Source organism: Clostridium coskatii, assembly GCF_001675205.1.
Classification (GTDB): domain Bacteria; phylum Bacillota; class Clostridia; order Clostridiales; family Clostridiaceae; genus Clostridium_B; species Clostridium_B ljungdahlii.
In genome coordinates this window covers 39,766-65,547 of record NZ_LROR01000067.1, presented here as the reverse complement: position 1 = coordinate 65,547, position 25,782 = coordinate 39,766, and the positions used below count along the sequence as shown (strand labels likewise).

The following is a 25,782-nucleotide window of genomic DNA, read 5'->3' as shown; positions in this document are numbered from 1 at the left end:
CCTCCAAACTAAAATATGCCTTAAATTGCTTCACACAAATTTTTACCAGACTTTATATTTTCTATAAGTTTAGGTATAATTTCATATATATCTCCTACAATGCCTATGTTTGCTACATTAAATATAGGAGCTTTTGGATCTTTGTTTATTGCAACAATCAAATCTGAATTGTTCATTCCTGCTACAAACTGTATAGCACCAGATATACCACAAGTTATTATAAGTTTTGGTTTAACTGTTCTTCCACTAAGACCAATCTGTCTCTTTGCATCTAACCATCCTGCTTCTATAAGAGGTCTTGTGCAAGCAACTTGTCCTCCAACTAAATTAGCAAGTTTTTTTATAAGTTCCATATCCTTCTCGGATTTAACTCCTCTTCCTGCTGCAACTATTACATCAGCTTCAGATATTTCCTCTTCAATTTTCTTCTTGATTATTTTTAATACTTCTATATCTGATTTAAGCTTATTTTTATCCATAGATTCTACAGTTATTTTACCTGATATTTTTTCTGATCTATCAGGTGCATTCATAACCTTGTATCTAACAGTGGCAAGTTGTGGTCTGTTATTTGGATTCAATATTTGAGCCATTATATTTCCTCCAAATGCAGGTCTTATTTGGACAAGATCTGTATTTTCCTTCATGTCAAGTACAGTACAGTCAGCTGTAAGCCCAGTCCTAAATCTAGCTGCTATTCTAGGTGCCAGTGACCTTCCAACTGTAGTTGCACCAACTAAAAATGTCGAAGGTTTTACTTTGTTTATAAAATCTTCAAGAGCTGCAGTATAAGGCTCTATTCTAAAATCTTTAAGCTCATTATAATCATATACAAATACTTCATCTACACCATAATGCAGCAATTCTTCCGCTTTGTCTTTTATATTGCATCCAACAAAAACTGCATAAACAGGATGTTTTATTTTAGCCGCAAGTTCTCTTGCTTTTCCAATAAGTTCATAGGTTACAGGATGTATATTTCCTTCTACATGGTCTACATATACAGCTATTCCCTTCCACAAACTTTTATCTATTTGCTTAATTTCATCTTCTATAAATTCAACTACCCCACAAGGTCCTTTTTTCACACACATCTTGCACATTTTACAAGCAGCACTTATTTCTAATTTTCCATCTTTATTTTCCATTGCTCCAAATGGACATATTCCAATCAATTCTTCTATAATTGAAGGAGTAAGTTTATTTTCATTTATTACTAATTTACCCATATCAATTCCTCCTTGAAACTTTAATCTATCAATGAATCTTACTTAGTGGGAGCTTGTTTCTCCCACTAAGTTTAGCTGAATTATCTAGGGGCGTAGATACTGTTAGCTCCCTCTTTGATAAAAGTGGGAGTGTTACAGTAGGTAGCCATCAGATAAATTTAAGTTCTTTAAGCTTTTTTGAAAGTCTATCTGCAAGTTCAATTCCATTTCCCTTCCACATTTCTTTATCATTATTCACTTCTGGTGGGAATATTCTTTCTACCTGGGTTGCAGATCCATTTAATCCATATTTATTTTCATCCTTATCTTCAAAATCCTTGTACCCAAATACTTTTACTTCTCTATCTTTGGTTTCAAGTTTCTTTTTATAAGATGGAAGTCTAGGCTGAAATATATCTTTTTCTACTGTTAAAAGACAAGGATATTTTATTTCAGCTACTTCAACTGTATTTGGCATATCCATTTTCACTACCATGGATTTTTCTTCAACCTTTTCTATACTAAGTGCATTAGCTATATGTGGTATTTGCAAGTATTCAGCCATTTCAGGCCCAACTTGTGCAGTATCTCCATCTGTAGTCTGCTTTCCACACAATATTAAATCTATATGTCCCATTTTCTTTATTCCTTGAGCAATAGTATAGGATGTTGCAAGTACATCCGCTCCTGCAAATTTTCTATCTGAAAGAAGCACACCTTCATCTGCACCCATCATATAAGCTTCTTTTATAACTTCAGCAGCTTGGGGAGGTCCCATACTTATAACTTTTACTGTTCCTCCTTTTTCTTCTTTGATCCTAAGTGCAGTTTCAAGTGCATACAGATCATAAGGATTCATTTTGGAATCTATTCCTTCTCTTTTTAAAACACCAGTTACAGGATCAACTTCAACTTTAGAAGTTCCTGGTACCTGTTTTATACATACTAATATATCCATTTAAGTTACCTCCAAAATTTTTATATGAATTTATAAATTAACTTACGATAACTGAAACTCCATCAGGAATAACTGCTACCTTAGCATCTTTTCCCATAATGCCATATGCTCTAGTTAAAGCTTCAGAAATAGTTGAAGCATGCTGCATATGAATATTTTTTATAATCTCAGGATCACACATATCTGTTACCATTATTACAGTATGTGTACTTAGTATTCTAGCAAGTATTTGAGATTCCCACTGATCTGGTATTGTTTCTCCTCTAGGCACTTTAGAAACTTTCTCTAAAAACTCCTTTGGAGAATTTGCATTTGCCAAATTATTATAGAATCCTTCACCGCCATGGCCATCATCACAGGCAGCTACCATTATTATTACACCGCCTTCTCTGCAAGTAGCTTCAGCTGCAGTCATACCTTTAACTGACTGATATATATTTTGATCCAGTGGATATCCTCCATTTGTCGAAATGGCAATATCAGCCTGAACCTTATCTACTTTAGATAAATCCTCCACAAATTTACATCCCTCTTCATGGGCAATCCTACTGTCTCCTGCAAAAGCATTTATTATCTTCTTATCTTCATCTATAACTACATTTACTATAAATGCAAGCTTTGCTTTTTTTGCAGCATATAACATGTCCCTGTGTATAGGATTATTGTTAAGCTTACCTGTCCTTGCATAAGGGCTTGCTATGAATTCAGAACAATGGTTTGCCATTATGGTCTTTGCAGAAGCTATTCCAGGTAAAATACTCTTCCTTCCTCCTGAAAATCCTGCAAAGAAGTGAGATTCTATAAAACCTTCTGCCATTAAAAGTTCAGTTTCAGCAGCAATTTTGTTTATTATGAGATCTCCACCAGAAGGAAGTGTTCCAATTTTAACAAGGCTCTCTTCGTCTCTAGAATCATGTATTATTATATTTTCATTTTCAACTATATCTTTTCCAAATTTAGCTATAAGTTCTTCTTTAGTAGTAGCCCTGTGAAATCCTGTTGCTATTAAAATTTTTATATCAATATCTGGATTTACCTTTCTTATTCTTTTTAAAAGTATTGGTGTTATTATTTTACTTGGTACAGGTCTTGTATGGTCACTCGTTATTATAACCATATCCTTTTTACCCTTTACTAAATCCTCTAATTTAGATGAAGCAATTGGATTATCAAGTGCCCTTTCAACTATTTCAGCTTCCCCAAATTGAGGTTTGTAATCTTCTGCCCTTGACCTTAAAACTCCAACTAAATTTTTATCATCAATTTGAATTTCAATTGTCTTTTTACTATAAGGTAAACATACTTCAGCCATAATCAAATTCTCCTTTCGTAAGTATTGATCTAATTAAATCCAAATATAGGTCCTGCAAAGTAAGCAATAATTCCTAAAACAATTACATAAACTATGCAAAACTTTAAGGTTGAATTTAGTATCTTTCCTTCTTGCCCTACAAGTCCAGTAGCCGCTGTTGCAACTGCTATACTTTGAGGTGAAATCATCTTTCCTGCTGTTGCTCCACCAGTATTAGCTGCTGCAAGCCAGTATGGATTTAATCCAAGTGATTTAGCAACTTCAACCTGAAGTCCTCCAAAGAGTACATTAGCTGAAGTATCACTTCCAGTTACAAAAGTTCCAAGCGCACCAATTATAGGAGCAATAAGTGGATAAAATCTCCCAGTTGCAGCTACTAAAACAACCGATATAGACTTTATCATCCCGCTGTAGCCCATTATTTTTGCAAGAGCTACTATGGCAATTATAGTAATAGCTGACTTGTACATCTGTTTAAAGGTACTTCCCAGAACTCCAACTATTTCTGTAATTTTAGCACCCTGGATAAGTCCACCGATAAATGTAGCTATTATAATTAAGGTTCCTGGATTTGACAGCCAGTTAAATATATAAGGTGATCCTCCTTTTCCCGAATAAATGAGTACTGAAGTTTTTACAGAAGACAACGCCCTATTTATTGGTGGGAACAGTGCACTGCTCAATATTACAAATAGAAATACCAGTATAAAAGGCATCCATGCAAGTACTCCTTCTTTTGTGGAAACCTTTTCTGCTTGCTTATCAGCAGTATCTTTATAAAATATTTTAGCTACAGCAATTGTAACTATCATACAACAAACAGATCCAAGTATAGCTGGAAGCTCAGCTCCAAGATATTTTGCAGCTAGAAGCTGCGGAACTGCGAAAGAAATTCCTGATGCAAGGGAAATTCCCCAAAATCCCTTTATGGCTCTCACACTTTTTCCTGTAAGCATTACTAGCACAACTGGAACAACCACAATTAAAATTACAAGCTGTAGTCCTACTGCATAACTTAGCTGAGTTACATTAATATTTGCAACCTTTGCAAGAGTTGTTACAGGGATTCCTATTGCTCCAAAGGCAGTAGGTGTTGTATTTGCAATAAGACATATTATAGCTGCAAATACAGGATCAAATCCAAGTCCTGCCAGTATACTTGCAGGTATAGCAACTGCAGTTCCAAACCCTGCTATGGCCTCCATAAATCCTCCAAAGGCCCAGGCCAATATAAGAACTAATATTCTTTTATCTGTAGTAATACCTGTCATCATCTTTTTTATTACATCCATGCTTTTAGTGTAAACTGTAATATTATAGGTGAAAACAGCAGCTATAATGACAATCATAATAGGCCATATTGCAAGAGCTATACCTTCAAGTGCCGCTGTAATAGCATTAAAAATTGGCATTTTCCATACAATTATAGCTAAAATCATAGTAACAACTAATGTGAAAGGGCATGTCTTTTGTCCCGGTATTTTTAGAGCCCCAAGCGATACCATTAGCCAAACAATTGGTATGAGTGCAATAAGAAAAAGTAAATAATTGTTCATTTTAATCCCCCTTGAAAAACCTTATTGGTATTATGGTAATACCACTTTTGACATTATATTAGCATAATCATTTCAATTTTTCTACAATTGTTATATTGTTAACATTACTTATAATAAATTGAATTAATTAAATTATGTTGTAGTCGTAACGTTTTCATAAAAATTAGGGTACAGATAAAAATTTTTATCTGTACCCTAATTTTCATATTATAGTGTATTAGCCGTTAACTTATTAACGTTAATAAGTTAACTATTTTATTTAAGCAAAAGGCTTTTTTTACATTCATCAGATCATTACATATTATTTCTAATATACTTATCTGTAAAATCTAAATGTTTTTTCATTTCTTCTGAAGCCATTGCAGCATCATGATTTTTAATAGCTTCACATATTTTAATATGCTGTGCTGCAAGTACTGATAGATTTCCTTTATCTACCAATATCTTACTTCTAGCTTCTTTTAAAAAGGAATCCATTAAAAAAGACATTGAATTTAAAATATTTTTTATCAAAAAATTTTCAGTAACTTGGGCAATTTGATAGTGAAACTGTTTATCAAGTTCTACATTATCTTTCTCATCTTTAGAGGTCTTGAAAGCATTTGCTAATTTCTCCAGATTACTTAGCTGCTCGTCATTTATTTTTTCTGCAGCTATAGCTGCTGTCTTCACTTCTATAATCTTTCTAACTTCCATTATTTCTTCAGGTTTCCCACCTTGGAGCATAAATATTATGGACAATGGTTCAAACAAACTATCCTCAAAGCTTTGCTTTATAAAATTTCCTTCTCCCTGCCTGCTGTCTATGAGTCCTATAACTTGAAGTGCCCTTAAAGCCTCCCTTATAGAAGTCCTACTAACTTTAAAGTTATCAACTAACTCTCTTTCAGAAGGAAGTTTGTCTCCCCTTTTTAAAGTACCATCCATAATCATATTTTCAATTTGCACTATTACATGTTCATATACCTTTGTACTCTTTATAGGTGTAAACATCAAATGAGCCACCTCAATTCATTTTATCTTATATTTGCATAAGTCTTCTATATATTTTGAGCAGAGCCTACAAAAACATCATTCCACTTTGTATATATATCAAATAAGCTTACCACATCCTGCTCATTATACAATAATATTTTTTGTTTTTTCATTTCAGGCATTCTCTTTATATATTCATCATCTTTTGCTATTTTACTAAAGGTTTTAGCCAAATTTGAACCACTTATTACTTCGTTTTCCCTATTTATTCCAAATTCTTTTTCCAGTGCTTTTAGTCCTATGGATTTATGCATTTCTTTTTCATATTCTTTTTGCAAATCTATACTTATAAAATAATCTTTTATATTAAATTCTATACCATATTTCTCAAAAAGATAGTTTATTACTGTAAAATCATTGTTGCCCGAAAAAGTCACTATATATTTTTTTCCCATTTCAATCATAGTTTCAAAGTAACTTCTTGCTAAATCAAGTATATCTCTTACATCTTTGCTGTTTTCTATCATATACTGAGTTACTTTTAGAATTTGATTTTTGTAATCATAAAAGCAGCATCCAAATACTCCTATACATATTGGTTTCTTATATATATAATGTTCTAGATCAAAAAATACAGAATCTTTAAAAACACAGTTATTGTTTTCTACTTTTAGTGAGCTTTCTGTCATAGGCATTTCAACACCAACATCATTAAGTCTTTCTATCACTTTATCACTCTTCTCCAATTCATTTTAAAAACATAAACAATTTATATATCATTTATGCACTTTGTTTCTAGTTTGTATATCATATCTTTTCTTTCTACTATTACTTTTGCCTTTTCGCTTAAAACACTATTATCTTTTATTTTTTTCAAAAGTTCCCGGGTTGGATTTACACAGACAGGATTTCCAACCATATTGAGCATTGCAAAATCTCCTGAAGTATCCCCATATGCATAACTTTTTGCTAAATCTATACCATATTTTTCAACTAATAATTCTATGGCTTTTTTCTTGCTAGCACTATCCCACATAGGAACAACTTCTCCCGTATAAATATCCCTACTATCTATAATATACACAGCTCCTACATAATCGTCAAATCCATATCTAACAGCCATTTCCCTTACAAGCTCCACTGGACTTCCAGATACAGTTATAACCTTGTGTCCCTGCTCCTTATGCCATTTTATCATATTCCTAGTATAAGAATACACCCTATGGCCCTTTTGTGAAACTACATTTTTGGCTATAAATTCTATTTGCGATCTGTGAAGACCTTTTATAGCTTCAATATATATACCAGCAATCTTTAAAAGATAATTATCATAATTTCCTTCTCTTTTATCCCACTTTTCATATTCTGGTTTAACTTCCTTATACCATCTTTCTCCAGGTATTACTTCATATTTTACCAATTTTTTAAATACCTCTGTTATAAGACCCTCTCTATATAAAGTACCATCAATATCAAAAAAAGCTGCTATACTCATACTCCTTATTCTCCTTAACTATTATTTTAAAAAATAAATATATCTTATTATTTTAACATACATACTTATAATATCAATATTCGAAAAAAATAATCGGTTGACAGTATATTTCTAATATGATATTATAATATTAGAAATGATAATGATTTTCATTATATTTAACAAATTGGGAGGTGGCTTTATATGAGTATTTGTGATTTAAAATTAGGTGAAATTGGAATGATAAAAAGTATAAGTGGTAATGAAAAATTAGTTAAAAGACTTCTTGCTCTTGGATGCATAGAAGGGACTGAAGTATTATTAAAAAATTGTGCTCCTTTAGGGGATCCTATAGTTATAAACTTAAGGGGCTTCAATTTAGCTATACGTAAGAAAGATGCACAAAATATATCAGTAAATGTCCCTGCATAAAATTATTAATAATGAAGTTATAGACGGGAGGAGTATTATGATCGTAGCAGCTTTACTTGGCAACCCAAACGTAGGTAAAACTTCTTTATTTAATCATCTAACTGGTTCAAATCAATATGTTGGAAACTGGGCTGGAGTAACCGTTGAAAAAAAGGAAGGTTACGTAGATAATTTTATAAAAATTGTAGATTTGCCCGGAATATATGCCATGGATACATATTCTAATGAAGAAAAAGTATCCAAAGAATTTTTACTTACAGGAAATCCAAGCGTAATAATAAATATTGTAGATTCATCAAATCTAAATAGGAATCTATATCTTACAACTCAATTGAAACAATTTAATAAACCTATTATATTAGTTTTGAATATGATGGATGCAGCAGAATCTAAAGGATTAAAAATAGATTTTTCAGCACTTTCTAAAGAACTAGGAGTAACAGTGGTTCCAATTGTAGCAGCTAAAGGAAAAGGTATAGACAACCTTCTTGAAATTCTTAAAAGTGGTAACTTTTTAAAGGAAACAGATAATAGCAAATTTATCTTTGAAAATGAAAAAGCAGCCTATTCCTATATAAATAATATTTTAAACAAATGTGTTAAGGAAACAAAAAAAAATATTACTTCAACTACTGAAAAAATAGATAAGGTAGTTTTAAATAGATTTTTAGCTTATCCAATATTTTTAATATGCTTAATATTGATTTTCAAATTTACTTTTAGCTGGGTAGGTCAACCTACTGCAGATATTTTTGACAATTTTTTAGAAAGCTTCTTAAAACCGGATTTAAAGATGCTCTTAGTAGGAACAAGTAACTGGTTTAGTTCTCTTTTAGTAGATGGCATTCTATCTGGTGTAGGATCTGTAGTTGTATTTTTCCCCGTTATATTCTGTTTATTTTTAGGAGTATCTTTTCTGGAAGACAGTGGATACATGGCAAGAGGGGCTTTTATAATGGACAAACTTATGAGAAAAATGGGATTGTCTGGAAAAGCTTTTATACCACTTATAGTAGGTTTTGGTTGTTCCGTGCCTGCAATTATGACTTCTAGAACACTCGAAAGTGAAAAAGATAGAAAATTAACAGCATTACTTATACCTTTAATGTCATGTAACGCTAGGTTACCTATATATGCACTATTTGCATCAGCTTTTTTCACTAAAAATAAAACTACTGTAGTATTTTCTTTGTACATTCTTGGAATCTTTATAGCCTTTTTAATTGGCCTCATTTTTAAAAATACCTTATTTAAAAAAGACGAAGAACCTTTTATAATAGAACTTCCTGAATACAATATTCCTGAATTAAAAAGTTTGTTATTTCACACTTGGGAAAAAGCTAAGGGATTCTTAAAAAAAGCAGGTACCATAATATTTTCCATGTCGGTTTTAATCTGGTTTTTGTCTAACTTCAATTTATCTGGTATGGTATCCATGGATAAAAGTATTCTATCTTCTATCGGTAAATTAATAAGTCCTATATTTTCACCAATGGGATTTGGCACCTGGCAAAGTTCAGTATCACTTATCACAGGTATCACTGCAAAAGAAATTGTATTAAGTACTATGAGTATTGTATATGGTGGAAATTTAGTCACCTCTCTTCAAAGTCAATTTTCCCCTATTTCCGCTTATGCATTCTTAGTTTTTGTATTGCTATATACCCCTTGCATATCTGCAATAGCAACCATGAAAAAAGAATATGGAAGCAAAATGGCGATATTTTCCGTAACATACCAACTTTTACTAGCATGGATATCTTCTTTTACTGTATTTAATATAGCTTCACTGATATTTAAATAATGGAGGCGTTTTAATTGTTAGAAATCATAGTAACAACAATTATTGCAGTAACAGCTTTATATGTACTTTATAAAAATATTAAAAATAAAGCCAAAGGTAAATGTGATTGTGGATCATGTGCTGGTTCAAAATGTCCCTATCATACAAAAGGTTGTAATAATATAAAAAAGTTCTGATATAAATATCAGAACTTTTTTATAACATAATCCATTATATCTTCAATAGATATAATTCCCTTAACCGTATTTTCATCATCAATTACAGGAATAGATACTATGTTCTTTTCCCTCAGCCTTTTTGCAACATCTAAAATATCTTCATCACTTTTAGCTGTAACTACATCCTTTGCCATAACCCAGTCAACAGGACATGTATCATAATGTCCTTCTTCCATTAAGAACCTATATATATCCGCTTTTACTATCATACCTGTTAGTTTACCGTTTTCATCAACTACGGGTGCTCCATTTATATTATGGTCATACATTACATCTAGAGCCTTATGGAGACTATCTTCTCTCTTCAATTTTACAATATCAGAATGCATTATCTCTCCTATCATACCATTATCCCTCCCTATTTTAATTATACAATTCTTTTTCGATATAAAGTACAAATACTTTAAAAATTTAATTTTATATTAAAAGTATTAGTAACTATTATTTATTATATTTACTAATTCATCACAATCACTTTCACCTTTTAGGAGATGGTCTATGACGTGAGAAGCAGCTCTTTTAGATACTTTTTCTAATTGAATATCTAGTCGTATATTATTCTTTTTCAAAAGTATTTTTAAATATTTTAACTGTTTCTCTGTAATACAATCTTCCCTTACAAGCAAATTATTATTTTTAATTTTGCAAGCAAATTCATGTATTTGGGGTAAATTTAAAACATCTTCATAATTGTGCAGCATTATAGTTTTCTTTATATTTTCATTTTTACTTTCTAGAAATTCTTTATACAGATCTACACTAATTCCACCATCTATTTTATCTTTTCGGTCTATTCCCAGGTGCTTTTCTACAGTTTTTAAGTTACATCTTTCCATTCCAAGTTGTTTATAGTAAGGTCTTATGAGCCTGTACAAATCTATGTGATGTTCAGGAGTTTCAAAACACATGTTGTTTTGATGAGCCCTTTCCTTTATAAAAGGCTCATCAAATGCTATTCCATTATAGGAACACCAGCTGCTATATCTTTTTACATCTAATCCAAAATTATATATAACTTCTCTTTCGTCTTCTAAAACATCCGAAAAATACTGTTTCATTTCAAAGTCATCCTTGCTTAAGAATCTCCCAAAAGATATAAGTATTATGTTGTCATGTTCCCTATCAAATCCTGTTGTCTCTATATCAAAATATGCTACATCATTCATATTACAACTTAAAAATATATCTTGTGAAATATTTATACGCTGTTTATACTCTTTGATTTCCATAACCTAGTTACTAAGTAACTTCTCCATCTCCATTCCGCTGTAGAATTGGATTCAAAATACAAATGCTATTTTTACATCTTTTCTACTACATCTATTCCAAGTAAATTCAATCCATTTTTTATTACCTGACAGGAAGCCTTTACAAGCTGAATCCTAGCTGCCTTCACATCTTCATCTTCAGCATTTATAATGCTGTGTGCATTGTAAAACTTATTAAAGGCTTTAGCTGCATCTATTACATATCTAGTTACTATAAATGGTTCCAATTTATTTATAGCACTTAATACCGCCTTATTAAAACCATGAAGTATTTTCACAAGTTCAAATTCTTCTTTACTACTTAATTTGCTGTAATCTACATTTTCACTTATATCGGCAGGAGCTTTCCTCAATATACTCTTTCCTCTAGCATAGCTATATTGTACATAAGGACCAGTTTCTCCCTCAAAGCTTAGCATTTCATTCCAGTCAAATACTATATCTCTTTCTCTGTTGTTTTTTAAATAAGTGAATACAACAGCTCCTACACCTATCTTCTTTGCAACTTCTTCTTTATTTTCAAGCTCAGGATTTTTTTCATTTATTATTTCAAGGGTTCTCTCTATAGCTCTGTTCAACAAATCCTCTAAGAATATTACGTCTCCCTTTCTTGTAGAAAGTTTTTTATCTGCAAATCTTACAAGACCAAAACCTACATGTACACATGAATCAACCCAATCTTTTCCCATTAATTTAAGAGTTGCAAATATCTGTCTAAAATAAAGTGACTGATCAAGTCCCACTACATATATACATTTATCAAAGTCATAGGTTTTCTTTCTATATATAGCTGCAGTCAAATCACGAGTTGCATATATAGTAGCTCCATCCGATTTTTTTACAATGCAAGGAGGTAAATTATAATCATCAAGCATTACAACTTTTGCTCCATTACTATCAACTAAAATACCTGTCTTGTCTATTTCATCTACTACAGCATCCATTTTATCTGAATAAAAACTCTCTCCTGCATAAGAATCAAAATCCACATTTAAAAGGTCGTATATCTTTTTAAATTCTCTAAGGCTTAAATCTTTAAATTTTTTCCAGAGAGCAACTTCTTCCTCGCATCCATCTTCTAATTTTTTAAAATACATTCTACCTTCTTCATCGAGTGAAGGATCTTTTTCAGCTTCCTCATGAAATTTAACATATATTCTTAAAAGCTCTTTTATTGGATCTTTATGTAGGGAATCTTCATCACACCATCTTTTATAAGCAGATATGAGCTTTCCAAATTGAGTTCCCCAATCCCCCAAATGATTTATTCTGGTACAGTTATATCCTTGAGAACTTATTATTTTATACAACGCATTTCCAACAGATGTACTAAAAAGGTGTCCTACATGAAATGGCTTTGCAATGTTAGGTGACGAAAACTCTACAACTACATTTTTCCCCTTACCTAACTCAGACTTCCCGTAATTCTCTCCTTCTTTTAATACCTTCTCTAAGGTATCTTTTGTAAAAGCTGCTTTATCTACAAAAAAGTTTAAATAAGGTCCTAGATTTTCAACTTTTTCAAAATATTCTTTGTCTAATTTACTTTTTAATTCTTCTGCAATCATATTTGGAGCTTTTCTTAACGTCTTTGCCAATTGAAAACATGGAAATGCATAATCTCCCATCTCAGGCTTTGGAGGTATCTCTATCAAACCTTTTATAAAATCCAATTCTAAATCTACATTTTCTTTAATTCTTTCTGCTATTATTTCTTTATAGTCCATAATTTTATGTTAAATAAATTTATGTTTATTTAACAATATTCAACTCCTCTCCTGTTTATATTCTATTATTTTTCATATCCAGTTACATGATTTTTATGCCAATTCCAGGCCGTCCCAATAATGTTCTCCAGAGAATTATATTTTGGCTTCCACCCAAGTTCAGCCTGGGCTTTCTTAGAAGAAGCCACAAGCACTGCTGGATCTCCTTGTCTTCTAGGTGCAATTTCAGCCTCTATTTTTTCTCCAGTTACCTTTCTTGAAACTTCAATTACTTCTTTTACAGAAAATCCTTTTCCATTACCTAAATTATAAATCTTACTTTCATTTTCTTTCATAATTTTATTTAGTGCTAAAAGATGAGCATTAGCTAAATCAGTTACATGAATGTAATCTCTAACACAGGTACCGTCTTCTGTATTGTAATCATCCCCAAATATGAATATTTTATCTCTCTTTTTTAAGGCTACTTGAAGTATTATTGGAATTAAATGAGTTTCAGGTCTGTGATCTTCTCCTATAGTCCCATTTATATGTGCTCCAGCTGCATTAAAATATCTTAGTGCAGCATACTTTATACCATATGCCCTATCACTCCACTTCAAAATCTTCTCCACTGTAAGTTTCGATTCTCCATAGGGATTAGTAGGATATGTAACTGCATTTTCTAAAATTGGTATACTTTTTGGTTCCCCATAAGTAGCTGCAGTTGATGAAAATACAACATACTTTACATTATGCTTTCTCATTGCTTTAAGCAAATTTAAAGTTCCACCTACATTATTATCAAAGTATTTAAGAGGTTCATCTACACTTTCCCCTACAAGAGAATAAGCAGCAAAATCTATTACAGCTTCAATTTGATTTTCTTCAAATACTCTGTCAAGTATATTATCATCTCTTAAATCTCCTTCATATACCTTTCCACCTAAAATTGCAGATCTATGTCCTTTTTCAAAATTATCTAATACGATAACTTCTTTCTTATTTTCCAATAACTCTGCAATCATATGACTGCCTATGTATCCGGCCCCACCGCAAACTAAAATTGCCATTATAAAACCTCCAATATAAATTATACCTTTATCTGATGGCTACCTACTGTAACACTCCCACTTCTATCAAAGTGGGAGCTAACAGTAGCTACGCCCCTAGATAATTCATCTAAACTTAGTGGGAGAAATAAACTCCCACTAAGTAAGATTCATTGATAGTTATTTAAATACTATATTTTATATTTTATATCTATTTCATCCTATTTGTCTACTATAGTTGTAATTATGCTCTATATAATGTTATAAAGAGCATAACCTAATTAAAAAACGGTATGCTCTTTATAAGACATCTTCAAAAAAATAACCAATCAGTATGCTAGACTATTTTTTTTAAATACCTAATTTAATTCATTTTAATTGCCCTTCCAGGCAAAATATCTTTTTTAATTTTACCATACTCAGCTACTACATGTCCATTAACTATTACATAATGAACTCCATTTGGATAAGCATCTGGTCTTCCTTTTCCCAAAAAGTCAGATTTATCTTCAATAGTATCTATATCAAATATTACTAAATCCCCATCACATCCTGCAGACAACCTTCCCTTATTTTTGAGACCAAGTATATTTGCCGGTATCAAAGTACATTTTTTTATAGCATCAATAAGAGAAAGATACTTTTTCTCCCTTACCATCTTTTTAAAGAAGCGTGGAAATGTACCACAATTTTGAGGATGACCTTCTCCTACGTCTCCTGTAGGAGAAGGACCTGTATCTGAAGACAGTACTACATAATCTCTTAATAGTGCTTCATAAATCTCTTCTTCTACTCCAGTGTAACAAATTATAACTGCATCCTCATCATTTTGTCTCATTTTGTCATACAATTTTTTTGTAAGACACTTGCCTTTAAGTTTTCCTGAAGCTATATATAGATCACTGAATTTCCATCCAAATTTTTTAATATGATCTTCATCAAAAACACTGGTGGTTATACCTGTTGCAAAAGAAGTATACATTCCGCTGTCTGCCCATATATTTACTCCATTTTTTCTTGCCTTATCTAAAATACCAAGTGCCTCTGTCATGACTCCTTCTCCATATTGATATACTAAATGGGATACCTGAACTAGTGCACCTGTAATTTCTGAGATCTTAACAGCTTCTTTAAGAGATTCTAAATCATCAGGAGCCTTAAGCCTTGTGTGAATAGAAATTAACTTTTTATACTGTGAAGCAAGCTTGCTTAAGGCTATAACCTCTTCAAAGGAAGACCCTGGAGCATATTCAAGCCCAAAGGATAACCCCACAGCTCCATTTGCAAATTCTCTTTCCAAAAGTTTTTTCATTTCCCCTATTTGAGTTTTTGTCGCATTTATATAGGGATTATCAATTCCAACTTTATATCTTAAACTAAAGGAATGGCCTATAAATTGAAGTTGATTTATGGGAAAACCATTTTTATTTTGTGTTTCAAAAAACTTGTTCAAATTTGTAGGACCACCACCACAATTTCCACCTACTGTTGTAGTAACTCCTTGAACTAAAGACAATTCTCCATAGCTCATATTTCCATCAATATGGGCATGAATATCTATAAAACCGGGGCATACTATACAACTTTTAGCATCAATTTCCTTTCTGCCCCTTATATTTTCACTAGTAATTGAAGCTATCTTACCATTTTGAACTGCTAGATTGCCATGGAATATTTTTTCATTTTCTGGATCTGCTATTTGAGCGTTTTTTATAACTAAATCATAGATATTCATAAACCTTCCTCCCCCATAAAATTTCATTTAAAATCTATATTTAAGTTTTCAATGCTATTGTTGTTTGAATTCGGACCATATTAAATCATAGGTCTTTGCAGCATTACCTACATCTCTAAATCTTTCAGCCCTATTTAGCTCTGAATCTGGAATAAATACTGCCTTGTCGTTTAAATAACTACTCGACATAAATTTCTTGGCAGCTTTATTTGTATTTACATATTGATTAATTGTTGTAGCTTCATTGCTTATTTTACCATCTAGCATAAAGTTTATGAACTTTTCAGCATTTTCTTTGTGAGGTGCTTTTACTGGTATAATAAAATTATCTTCTTCTGCATTCATGCCCTCTTCTGGATATACTATTTTAAACTTAGAATTTGTTTTAACTGCAGTAGATGCTTGAGAACCATACATAAATCCTACTGTTGCATCTCCATTAATAAGACTATTATGAGGTGTATCTGCATTAAGTACTTTTACATTTGGCTTTAATTTTTTAAGTTCTTCCTTAGCCTGAGCTAATTTCTTAGGATCCGTCTCATTCATGGAATATCCTAATTTTTTAAGAGTCATGCCTATTACTATTCTAGGATCATCTACAAGTACAAGAGAATTTTTAAGTGTAGAATTCCATAAATCTTTATATCCCTTTATAAGAATTTTAACTTTTTCTGAATTATATACTATTATCTGACTTCCTAATGTATAAGGAATAGAATATTTGTTGCCTTTATCATAAAGTTGATTTAAAAATCGAGGATCTACATTTTTATAATTTGGTATCTTTGACTTGTCTATAGGCTGCATTAAAATATTTTTTTGCTTTCCCATAACTTCAATAATATAATCACTGCATATTACTACATCATATTCAGCTCCCTTTGCTGCCTGAAGTTTTGTAAGCATTTCCTCGTTAGTTGAAAAGTTACTGTAATTTACCTTTATACCTGTTTTATTCTGAAATTCCTTTATTACAGAATCGGGTACATAATTAGCCCAGGTAAACACATTTACTACTTTTTCATCATTTCCAGAAGCCTGTTTTTGACTTCCGCAACCAGACAAAGTAGCAATCGTACATGCAACTATTACTGATAAGCTCAATAGTTTTAGTAATTTCTTTTTCATTCAATATTCCCCCCTCATTATATTAAAATTAATATTCATACAAATTTAAACCTATACTTTTTTTATTCCTATTAGTTTAATAATTTGTACAGAAGCTAAAATTACAAATGTAACTAAAAGCATAAGGGTACAAAGGGCATTTATCTCTGGAGATAACCCAAATTTAAGCATAGAAAATATCTTTATTGAAAGAGTTGTGCTTTCCGCTCCCGATACAAAAAAATTTATAATTACATCATCAAAAGAAAGAACAAATGCAATCATTGCCCCTGAAAATATGCCCGGTAATATGAGTGGAAGTGTAATACTGGTAAAAACCTTAAGCCTATTTGCTCCAAGGTCCATAGCTGCATCCTCCATTGACAAATCGAATCCTGCAAGTCTTGATCTAACTACTATAAACACAAAAGGAATACTAAAGGTTGCATGTGCTAGAACTAAGGTACCTATACCAAGGGTTAGCCCAATTTGTGAAAAATACACAAGCAATGCAATTCCCATAATAATTTCAGGTATAACAATAGTTATATTTAATAATCCTTCCACTACACTTTTTCCCTTAAATTTATACTTATACAATCCTACAGCCCCTATTGTACCTATTATTGAAGAAACTATCGTACTTATAACTGCTATGGTCAAACTATTTTTAAATGCAACTATAACATTTGAATCATCAAACAACTGCTTATACCAGTTAATAGTAGTTCCATTCCATGCTGCCCCTGTTTTTGCACTGTTAAAAGAATAAACTACGACCACAGCTATAGGTAAGTATAAAAAAATGAATACAAGCACTATATACAGGACAGAAGTTCTCTTAAGAATTTTATTTATCATGCTAAAAAACCTCCAAATCCACTTTTTTACCTACTAGCTTAGTACTTACATGCAAAAGTATCAGTGTAATAATTATCATAAATACAGATAATGCTGCACCGAAAGGCCAATCACGAGATATTAAAAATTGATTTCTAATTAAATTGCCTATGAGCATTACCTTGCTTCCTCCCATAAGATCACATATATAAAATAATCCAAGGGAAGGTATAAAGACTAAAATACTTCCAGCTACAATTCCAGGCTTGGTAAGCGGTAAAGTTACTGTTAGAAATGCTCTAAGAGAAGTTGCACCTAAATCTTTAGCTGCTTCAATGTAACTTTTATTAACTTTTTCTATAGATGTATAAAGTGGTAGTACCATAAATGGAAAAAGAGTATATATCATTCCTATAAGTACAGCTCCATAAGTATACAACATTTCAATAGGTTCTTTTATAAATCCCACTTTAATAAGTAAATTATTCACAAGTCCCTCTGTACTTAAAAGTGTCATCCAAGCATAGGATCTTATAAGAGAGTTAGTCCAAAAAGGGACAATTATAAGCATTACAACAAATATACGAAACTTTTTTGGTATTTTTACTACAAGATATGCAAATGGATATCCTACAACTAAAGTAAATAAAGTAGTTATAAGTGCAATTAATAAAGAATCCATAAATACCTTAAGATACAGTGGTGATATAATTCTTTTATAGTTATCCAGAGAAAATACGAAATCAATTCCACCATTTGTCCCCCTTTGTAGAAAGCTTATAAATATAACATAGCAAATTGGCGCCCCCATTAAAACTATCATCCAAAGAGATACAGGCCCTATAAAAAAACTTTTTTCAAAATTTAATAGTCTCTTTTTTTCAATCTTCAACTTACCATCACCTTGCTTGTTTGATTAATCTCATCAGTATTCTCCTTATTATCTATTATAATAGCGTCCTTTACATTCCAATATATCCATAAAGTTTCATTAATTTCTGGTATTCTTGAATTTTTATCATAATTATTGGATACAATTTTTCTTCCATCTTCTAAAATAAAAGTGGTTCTTATATTAGAACCTAAGTATACATTTTCTTGGGCTATTGCCTTAATACTAAAATTTTCAACTTGACTTAAAGAATATTTAATATTTTCAGGTCTAACTAAAACAGACACCCTCTCTCCTAAATTGAATGCTTTATTTAAAGCAGCAAGTTTAAACTCTCCAGTTTTCAATATAACCCTATCTTCAAAAATATCTTCCACAGTTGACTCAAACAAGTTGGATTCACCTATAAAACTTGCTACGAACCTGGTTTTAGGATTTTCATATATATCTCTAGCGTCACCTACCTGTTCTATAGATCCTCCATTCATTATAACTATACGGTCAGACATATTTAATGCCTCTTCCTGATCATGAGTTACATATACAAATGTTATCCCCAGTTTTTTTTGAAGCATCTTTAATTCTATCTGCATTTGTTTTCTTAATTTAAAATCTAGAGCACCTAAAGGTTCATCTAAAAGCAATATTTTAGGTTTATTAATAAGTGCCCTTGCAATTGCTACCCTTTGTTTTTGACCCCCGCTTAACCGAGATGGCATTCTTTTTTCGTAATTACCTAACTGTACAAGCTCTAGCATATCATTAACACGTTTTTTTATTTCTAACTTTTTAACTTTTTTAATTTTTAAACCATAGGCTACATTATCAAATACATTCATATGCGGAAAAAGAGCATAGTTTTGAAATACCGTATTAATATCCAACTCATAAGGTTCCCTATTTTCTATAGGCTCTCCATCTAAGAGAATACTTCCAGCAGTGAGTTTTTCAAAACCTGCAATCATTCTAAGTGTAGTTGTCTTTCCACAGCCACTTGGTCCAAGGATAGTTAAGAATTCACCTCTTCTAATATCAAGTGAAATATTTTTTACTATTCTTTGTTCATCAAAAACTTTTGCTAAATTAATAAGTCTCAGAATACTTTCCAATGTTTCCACCTCCATATTATGGTATTAAAAAGCTTCTGACTCTTTACAGAGACAGAAGCCCACTTCTGCGATCTTTATTCACTCTGCTATACTGTTTTGCCATACTGTATTGTAGAGAATAAAAAATTTGTAAATACAGGTTTTAATATCAATTCCTACTGTTTTACTCACATTTAATTATATGGTTATAATAACATATTTAAACATTTTAGTCAATTATTTTATACTATTGTATTACCAACTATTGTTATTTTAAAAAAGTCTCAATAATATTATCTTTTAAATTTTTAACCTTTAATTCTTTACCATAATTAGAACTATATAAAATAAATTTGTAATTGCAAACTCCCTTATTGTGTTGGAAATAATTATATGATAAAGTCACAGATTGTATAGTCGACATCTTTAAAAGAGATTGAGTCTTATTAAAACTATTATGGCATATACAAACCAAATTTCTATTTATCCCCAGTGCGGTATTTTTAAATTCCATATGTCCTATAATAAATAATATTATAAACATGACTATACTAAATAAAATAAAGCTTGGTTTGGTAAACGCAATTATCCAAGTGACAATTATCCAAAAAATAATTTTCTTATAAAAAAATCCAAAATATACATTACTAAGAGGTTTATTAAAATTATCTTCATATAAAAATTCATTAAGTAAATCTTTTAATATTCTATCTTTCAATTGGCTATTACATATGGGATATAATATAGCTTTTTCTCCTTTTTCATCTCCGTATCCAATACTTTCTATTTCTATAGTAAAATAGCCAAAAACCTGCATTAAAACGCTCTGTTTAAGATGTATTCCTTTAATCTTTTCTCTATCGAAACTATAATTTTTCTTATTTAAAGCTCCATAATTTATGCAAATTTTATTATTATCAGCCCACATTCTAAAATTATAATATTTTATAAAATTATATATAATAGACAAACATAAACTTACAAATAATATAATACAAACTATAATTACTATTATATAAATTTTTTCATAAAAAGTTACATAATGAAACCCTCTAAAATATTTAGATGTATCAATATTAAGTTTAAGTAATTTTTTAACACGTTCCTCAAAAAATTGCTGTATAGCAAGCAATATAGCTAGTCCCTTAAACAGCGAATTAGATATAATAGAATATATAAATAATTCTTTTGAACCTAAACTATAAGATTCCTGTTCATATTTATTTTTAAGTGTATCCCTATTTTCCTTAAGCAGTATATTTCTAATCGCCTCAGCCCTACCTCTATTTAAAGTGAACTTCAATTCATTTCCATGATCCTTTGCATCTCCTGTATCAATTTTTATAGTTGCTACATTAAAAATTTGTTCAAAAAAATTTGTTGAAATGTCCACTGTATTGATTTTTTCTAAAGGAACTTCTATTTTTTTTACGCTAAAAACCCCTTCTTTGTGATAAATATACTTTTCTCTTATTATAAAAATGTTTTTTCTCCATTCTATAATCTCATATGCTAGAAGTAGTATTAATAAAATTACTGCAGTTAAAATTCCTAATCTAAATCCAATCCACTTAATTAAGAATCCTGATGCAAAAATAATTCCTATCATTTCTTTTAATATTGTGCCTAAACTATAAAATAATTTAAAGAAATGATTTCTCTCTATCCTATCCAATTTTATCACCCAATTCTATAACATTTTTAAGGTTATTTGCGACTTTTTCAGCATCTTTCACAGCTATAGCAGGGATTTTATGTGTACCCCCTGCCGTTATAATATTTACAGAAGCTATTTTACACATTCTTTCAATTGGTCCCTGTTCTATTTTTAAATTCTGAATTCTAGAAATTGGAATTATTGTTCTTTTTCTTATGATTATGCCTTCTATAAGTTCAATTTTATCTTCAAATATGCCATATTTCCACTGCTTATACTCTAAAAAAGGCCATATAAAACTATCCAAAATTGAAACAAATATTATTATTGCAGTTAAAAAATTCAAAATACATTTTAGTACTTTCATATCTTCAATTCTTGGCATTAAAAACAAATTCATACATAGCACATATAAAGCTATAAATATAACACTAATTACTGTTCTTCCAATAATCCATGATTTTATAGCACTTTTATCAATCTTATCATAATTCATAGTTAATCTCCTTTACATATCTAATGTACTTGCTTGTACACTAATTAGTTTTGCCTATATTATATATTACATAATTAAATTTTACTATTTTAAAATTTAATAAATCCTTTATAATTATTATATATTGACGTTTATATTTGTATATCATAATATATAAATGTAAAGATTCAAATATAGAAATATAGTGAGGTAGAACTATGGACAATAATTATAAAGAGTATGCCGATACTGCTGAGCTTCTTAAGGTACTGGCACATCCTATTAGACTATGTATAGTCAGAGGGCTATTAAATAAAGGCTGCTGTAATGTTACACACATGCAAAATTGCCTTAAAATTCCTCAGTCAACTTTATCACAACACTTACAAAAATTAAGGACAGCAAAAATTATAGAAGGAACTAGAAATGGACTTGAAGTTAATTACAATGTTTGTAATAAAACAGCTATTGATTTAATTCATGTTTTATTTAAATAATGTCAATGATCTATAGGGTTTCAAAGTAGAAAGTTAACTTATACCAGCCATATACTAACAAATTTCATCACATCAAAAACTTTTTATCCGATCGCTACCATTGCTAACACCCCCATCTTTTATCAAAGTGGGGGATAAGCACTGCTACGCGCCTGGATAACGATTTCTAAGCATTAGGTGGAGTTAAAACTCAACCTAATGCCAAGAACTCTGTTTATAAGTCTAAAGCTCGGTATTTTGAAAATCTAAAGAAGCCTATATAAACTCGTACCTCAGACATATATAAGCTTCTAAGATTTTCTAAAATACCTTATTAAGACTTATAAAAAAAGTTTTTAAGTGTGATTTCCATTTTGTTAGTATATTTTATGTATAAGTAATTTTTAAATTGAAAACCCTATATATATGTTTTCTAACTAAAAAATAACTTATGCGCAGAGATATTTTTACAATAAATAAACATATTTAACGGTGCTTGTTTTTGTAAAAATATTTGGAGCATAAGTTTATTTTTCGTTTAGAAAACTATAATAGATTATTGTAATTTCAAAAATATTAAATTTAAAGCTTATTAAAGTAAATCTGAAATATCGCTATATTTTAGATTTTCTGTAGTGTTAACGGAAGAAAATCATCCATAACTACTAATTCCTAATTCTCAATTTTTAACTGCACTTTAATAGCTATACAGGATTTTTTCTTAATTTTACTTCTTGTTTACTTGGATAAATGGTATCAGAATATATATAATCTACCCCCATTTTAGCAGCTCTTTTAAAATCTTGTCTTCTGTCAATTGTCCAACAAAATACCTTTAATCCATCTTTATGAGCCAATTGTACAATTTTCTTATTGAGAAAATCATATCTAGAGTCTAAAGCTACAGCCCCTATAGATTTTGCATACATATAGCCATGGAGTCTGCTATTTGGATTTATAATGGGCATTATACGAATCTCATTATCCTTACTTTTTAAATATTCTAAAGCTTGATAATTAAATGAATGAACAATGACTTTTTTTTCGTAACCATATTCATGGATAATATCTAAAAATGTATTAATATCTCTATTTCTTCTACTTAAAAATTTAATTTCAAATATTGGCACAAGATTGTATTTAGAGCATTCCGTCAATGCTTCCTCAAATCGAGGTACTTTTAAATTAGGATATTGAGCTATATTTACTCCCTTATCAATCTTAAGATCATCTATTTCGTCTGACGATTTTTTTGTTATTGGTCCTCTTCCATTAGTTGTTCTATTAAGTGTAGGATCATGGAGTAAATATAAAACTCCATCAGAGGAAGAACACACATCTAATTCTACTCCCCAGTATCCCATTTTACCTGCAATATCAATAGCAGGAATGGAATTTTCAGGAGCAAATTTATTTGCTCCACGATGAGCTATTACTATAGGTTGATTTTCCATTACAGCATTATTAACTTTTTTTGGTATCTTGCCTTTTCTTTTATAACTTATATTATTTAATTTGTTAATTCTTATATTAGACGAATATTTAAGAGAAAGAGAACTGGTATTGTAATAAAAAGTTACAGCCATAACTTTTAAAAGTAATACAGTAAACAATATAAGGATAACATTTGTAAATACCTTTTTATAAATACTATTACCCCCCTTATTGATAAAGCTTTAAGCTTAACTAAATATTTTAGCAGATTTAACTTTAATTTAAAAATACCATACTAGACAAGAACATGATTTTTTTTCATCATTTCTCTTTTAATTCTACCATAAATTATCTATAATAGTTTAATTTATAAAAAATATATATAATAATTTTGCTACATTACCTAAGCTAGTAATAAGCATCTTACTCTTATCAATAACTATTGTTCCGCAAATATTATTTTTTATATATAATAAGATAAATTCATTAAATTTGTGTGTTAAAGATATCATCTTTAATAAAAACATAAAAAAGTTTCCAGAAAGGTAAACTTCCTAGAAACTTTTTTTCAAAACATTACTTCATATCTTCTACTTCTTTTTCAATACTATTAAAATCTACATCCTCTAATTTAATAACTTTTGTACTATGCCTTTTTTTATACCATATCCATAGACCTAAGAATAAAGGCAGTCCTATATATGAAGAAATAACTCCGCCCCAATCTATTTTAGCTTCTCCAAAATAAGTAATACCTTGGCCTAAAATAACCACAATACAAAGTACAAGTGCTATAATCGGACCCAGTGGAAATAATTTAGCCTTATATTTTAATTTACTAAAATCACGTTTTTGTAAATTATAAGCCTTTCTAAAGCGGTAATGGCAAAGTGCTATTCCAACCCAGGCTACAAATCCTGCTAATCCTGAAGCTGCTACCAGCCATACATACACTGTAGTTTCTGCATAAAATCCAGTTAAAAAACAAGCAGATGCCACTATAGTAGTAAGTATAAGTGAATTTACTGGTACTCCCCTTGAATTAACCTTTGCAAAACATGCAGGTGCATTTTTTTCTTTAGCCATAGAATATAACATTCTTGTTGAAGCATACATTCCAGAATTCCCTGCAGATAGAACTGAGGTTAAAACAACTGCATTCATAAGAGAAGCTGCTCCTGCTATACCTGCCTTTTGAAATACCATCGTAAAAGGGCTTGTATCAACTCCTGCATTCATATAAGGTATAAGAGCTCCTACTACAAATATTGTGCCTATATAAAATAATATTATTCTCCAAAATACAGCATTAATTGCCTTTGGTATAGTTTTTTCTGGATTTTCACTTTCTCCTGCTGCTATACCTATAAGCTCTGTGCCTTGAAAAGAAAATCCTGCAATTAAGAAAACTAAAAATATAGATTTAAAACCACCTACAAAAGGCGCATCTCCTACTGTAAAGTTTTTAAATCCTACAGGTTTTCCATTAAATATTCCACAAATAGTTGCCACACCTACAATTAAAAATACTATAACTGTAAAAACCTTAATACCTGCAAACCAAAATTCTGATTCTCCATAAGCTTTTGCAGACAATAAATTAAGTCCAACTATAAGTACTAAAAAACATACACTCCATATAATAGATGGTACACCTGGAAACCAAAATTTCATTATCAAGGCCCCTGCTACCATTTCTGTTGCAACAGTTATAGCCCAATTGTACCAATAGTTCCATCCAAGTGCAAACCCAAGTGCCGGATCTACAAACTTAGTAGCATATGTACTAAAGGAACCTGAATCAGGCATGTACGTTGCCATTTCTCCTAAACTTGTCATTAAAAAATAAACCATAACTCCTATACAGCCATAAGCCACAAGTGCTCCTCCAGGACCCGCCTGTTTAATCGTAGCTCCTAGAGCTAAAAATAACCCTGTTCCTATAGCTCCGCCCAAAGCAATCATATTTAAATGCCTGGCTTTAAGACCTCTTTTAAGTTCATAGGTCCCCTCTTGTTTTTGTTCTGCAACACTCTGCATTTTTTTCCCCCCTTATCGGTTTTTAATTTCCGATAAGTGATATAACTAAGACGGACATAAGGTGATCATAAA

At 30.7% G+C, this 25,782-nt stretch carries 24 protein-coding genes; 4 read left to right on the top strand and 20 right to left on the bottom strand.

The window, feature by feature from the left end:
- Positions 1 to 20: 20 nt before the first annotated feature.
- The 7 genes from CLCOS_RS16410 to CLCOS_RS16380 form a co-directional block, all read right to left on the bottom strand.
- Positions 21 to 1,229 (bottom strand): electron transfer flavoprotein subunit alpha/FixB family protein, encoded by a 1,209-nt coding sequence (locus tag CLCOS_RS16410; RefSeq protein ID WP_063599860.1) that lies wholly within the window; start codon positions 1,227 to 1,229, stop codon positions 21 to 23.
- A gap of 148 nt (positions 1,230 to 1,377) precedes the next feature.
- Complete coding sequence (locus CLCOS_RS16405) at positions 1,378 to 2,166, bottom strand: electron transfer flavoprotein subunit beta/FixA family protein (protein WP_063599859.1); 789 nt, start codon at positions 2,164 to 2,166, stop codon at positions 1,378 to 1,380.
- Between the two features lie 37 nt (positions 2,167 to 2,203).
- Positions 2,204 to 3,478 (bottom strand): nickel-dependent lactate racemase, encoded by a 1,275-nt coding sequence (gene larA, locus CLCOS_RS16400; RefSeq protein ID WP_063599858.1) that lies wholly within the window; start codon positions 3,476 to 3,478, stop codon positions 2,204 to 2,206.
- Between the two features lie 29 nt (positions 3,479 to 3,507).
- Positions 3,508 to 5,034, bottom strand: a complete 1,527-nt coding sequence (locus CLCOS_RS16395; RefSeq protein WP_063599857.1) for an L-lactate permease — start codon at positions 5,032 to 5,034, stop codon at positions 3,508 to 3,510.
- Between the two features lie 294 nt (positions 5,035 to 5,328).
- Positions 5,329 to 6,027 carry a FadR/GntR family transcriptional regulator gene (locus CLCOS_RS16390; protein WP_063599856.1) on the bottom strand — a complete coding sequence of 233 codons (699 nt, stop codon included), beginning with the start codon at positions 6,025 to 6,027 and terminating at the stop codon, positions 5,329 to 5,331.
- 47 nt (positions 6,028 to 6,074) lie between these two features.
- Positions 6,075 to 6,704 carry a ribonuclease H-like domain-containing protein gene (locus tag CLCOS_RS16385; RefSeq protein WP_029702392.1) on the bottom strand — a complete coding sequence of 210 codons (630 nt, stop codon included), beginning with the start codon at positions 6,702 to 6,704 and terminating at the stop codon, positions 6,075 to 6,077.
- Positions 6,705 to 6,778: 74 nt separating this feature from the next.
- Positions 6,779 to 7,504: an HAD-IB family hydrolase gene (locus CLCOS_RS16380; RefSeq protein WP_063599855.1), complete on the bottom strand. Its 726-nt coding sequence runs from the start codon at positions 7,502 to 7,504 to the stop codon at positions 6,779 to 6,781.
- Between the two features lie 183 nt (positions 7,505 to 7,687).
- On the opposite strand from CLCOS_RS16380, the gene CLCOS_RS16375 reads away from it, so the two are divergent.
- The 3 genes from CLCOS_RS16375 to CLCOS_RS21590 are packed head-to-tail and all read left to right on the top strand — an operon-like array spanning position 7,688 to position 9,895.
- Positions 7,688 to 7,915 (top strand): FeoA family protein, encoded by a 228-nt coding sequence (locus CLCOS_RS16375; protein WP_013238815.1) that lies wholly within the window; start codon positions 7,688 to 7,690, stop codon positions 7,913 to 7,915.
- 37 nt (positions 7,916 to 7,952) lie between these two features.
- Positions 7,953 to 9,719: a ferrous iron transport protein B gene (gene feoB / locus CLCOS_RS16370; RefSeq protein WP_063599854.1), complete on the top strand. Its 1,767-nt coding sequence runs from the start codon at positions 7,953 to 7,955 to the stop codon at positions 9,717 to 9,719.
- A gap of 14 nt (positions 9,720 to 9,733) precedes the next feature.
- Positions 9,734 to 9,895 (top strand): FeoB-associated Cys-rich membrane protein, encoded by a 162-nt coding sequence (locus tag CLCOS_RS21590; RefSeq protein ID WP_082853463.1) that lies wholly within the window; start codon positions 9,734 to 9,736, stop codon positions 9,893 to 9,895.
- An 8-nt stretch (positions 9,896 to 9,903) separates the two neighbouring features.
- Here CLCOS_RS21590 and CLCOS_RS16365 read toward each other — a convergent pair whose 3' ends face one another.
- The 11 genes from CLCOS_RS16365 to CLCOS_RS16315 form a co-directional block, all read right to left on the bottom strand.
- The gene (locus CLCOS_RS16365) at positions 9,904 to 10,281 is read right to left on the bottom strand and encodes a CBS domain-containing protein (RefSeq protein WP_063599853.1); all 378 of its coding nucleotides are present in this window, start codon (positions 10,279 to 10,281) and stop codon (positions 9,904 to 9,906) included.
- A gap of 87 nt (positions 10,282 to 10,368) precedes the next feature.
- Positions 10,369 to 11,166: a ribonuclease H-like domain-containing protein gene (locus CLCOS_RS16360; RefSeq protein WP_063599852.1), complete on the bottom strand. Its 798-nt coding sequence runs from the start codon at positions 11,164 to 11,166 to the stop codon at positions 10,369 to 10,371.
- A gap of 71 nt (positions 11,167 to 11,237) precedes the next feature.
- On the bottom strand, positions 11,238 to 12,932 hold the full coding sequence (gene argS, locus CLCOS_RS16355) for an arginine--tRNA ligase (RefSeq protein ID WP_063599851.1): 1,695 nt from the start codon (positions 12,930 to 12,932) through the stop codon (positions 11,238 to 11,240).
- Positions 12,933 to 12,997: 65 nt separating this feature from the next.
- Positions 12,998 to 13,984: a UDP-glucose 4-epimerase GalE gene (gene galE / locus CLCOS_RS16350; protein WP_063599850.1), complete on the bottom strand. Its 987-nt coding sequence runs from the start codon at positions 13,982 to 13,984 to the stop codon at positions 12,998 to 13,000.
- Positions 13,985 to 14,327: 343 nt separating this feature from the next.
- A complete protein-coding gene (locus CLCOS_RS16345) occupies positions 14,328 to 15,698 on the bottom strand; it encodes an N-acyl-D-amino-acid deacylase family protein (RefSeq protein WP_063599849.1) in 1,371 nt (456 codons plus the stop codon).
- Between the two features lie 54 nt (positions 15,699 to 15,752).
- Complete coding sequence (locus CLCOS_RS16340; protein ID WP_063599848.1) at positions 15,753 to 16,829, bottom strand: polyamine ABC transporter substrate-binding protein; 1,077 nt, start codon at positions 16,827 to 16,829, stop codon at positions 15,753 to 15,755.
- A gap of 51 nt (positions 16,830 to 16,880) precedes the next feature.
- Positions 16,881 to 17,669 (bottom strand): ABC transporter permease, encoded by a 789-nt coding sequence (locus CLCOS_RS16335; protein WP_063599847.1) that lies wholly within the window; start codon positions 17,667 to 17,669, stop codon positions 16,881 to 16,883.
- A gap of 1 nt (position 17,670) precedes the next feature.
- Positions 17,671 to 18,540, bottom strand: a complete 870-nt coding sequence (locus tag CLCOS_RS16330; RefSeq protein ID WP_063599846.1) for an ABC transporter permease — start codon at positions 18,538 to 18,540, stop codon at positions 17,671 to 17,673.
- Positions 18,537 to 19,649 carry an ABC transporter ATP-binding protein gene (locus CLCOS_RS16325; RefSeq protein WP_192847870.1) on the bottom strand — a complete coding sequence of 371 codons (1,113 nt, stop codon included), beginning with the start codon at positions 19,647 to 19,649 and terminating at the stop codon, positions 18,537 to 18,539. Before CLCOS_RS16325 ends, CLCOS_RS16330 begins: the two co-directional genes overlap by 4 nt.
- A 247-nt stretch (positions 19,650 to 19,896) precedes the next feature.
- Positions 19,897 to 21,312: a PH domain-containing protein gene (locus CLCOS_RS16320; RefSeq protein WP_242866862.1), complete on the bottom strand. Its 1,416-nt coding sequence runs from the start codon at positions 21,310 to 21,312 to the stop codon at positions 19,897 to 19,899.
- A complete protein-coding gene (locus CLCOS_RS16315; protein ID WP_013238828.1) occupies positions 21,296 to 21,781 on the bottom strand; it encodes a PH domain-containing protein in 486 nt (161 codons plus the stop codon). Before CLCOS_RS16315 ends, CLCOS_RS16320 begins: the two co-directional genes overlap by 17 nt.
- Before the next feature lie 197 nt (positions 21,782 to 21,978).
- On the opposite strand from CLCOS_RS16315, the gene CLCOS_RS16310 reads away from it, so the two are divergent.
- A complete protein-coding gene (locus tag CLCOS_RS16310) occupies positions 21,979 to 22,257 on the top strand; it encodes an ArsR/SmtB family transcription factor (RefSeq protein WP_013238829.1) in 279 nt (92 codons plus the stop codon).
- Between the two features lie 683 nt (positions 22,258 to 22,940).
- On the opposite strand, the gene CLCOS_RS16305 is transcribed toward CLCOS_RS16310, so the two are convergent.
- Entirely contained in the window at positions 22,941 to 23,849 is a 909-nt protein-coding gene (locus CLCOS_RS16305) for a glycerophosphodiester phosphodiesterase (RefSeq protein WP_242866861.1), read from the bottom strand.
- Positions 23,850 to 24,246: 397 nt separating this feature from the next.
- A complete protein-coding gene (locus tag CLCOS_RS16300) occupies positions 24,247 to 25,710 on the bottom strand; it encodes an amino acid permease (protein ID WP_063599843.1) in 1,464 nt (487 codons plus the stop codon).
- Positions 25,711 to 25,782 lie beyond the last annotated feature (72 nt).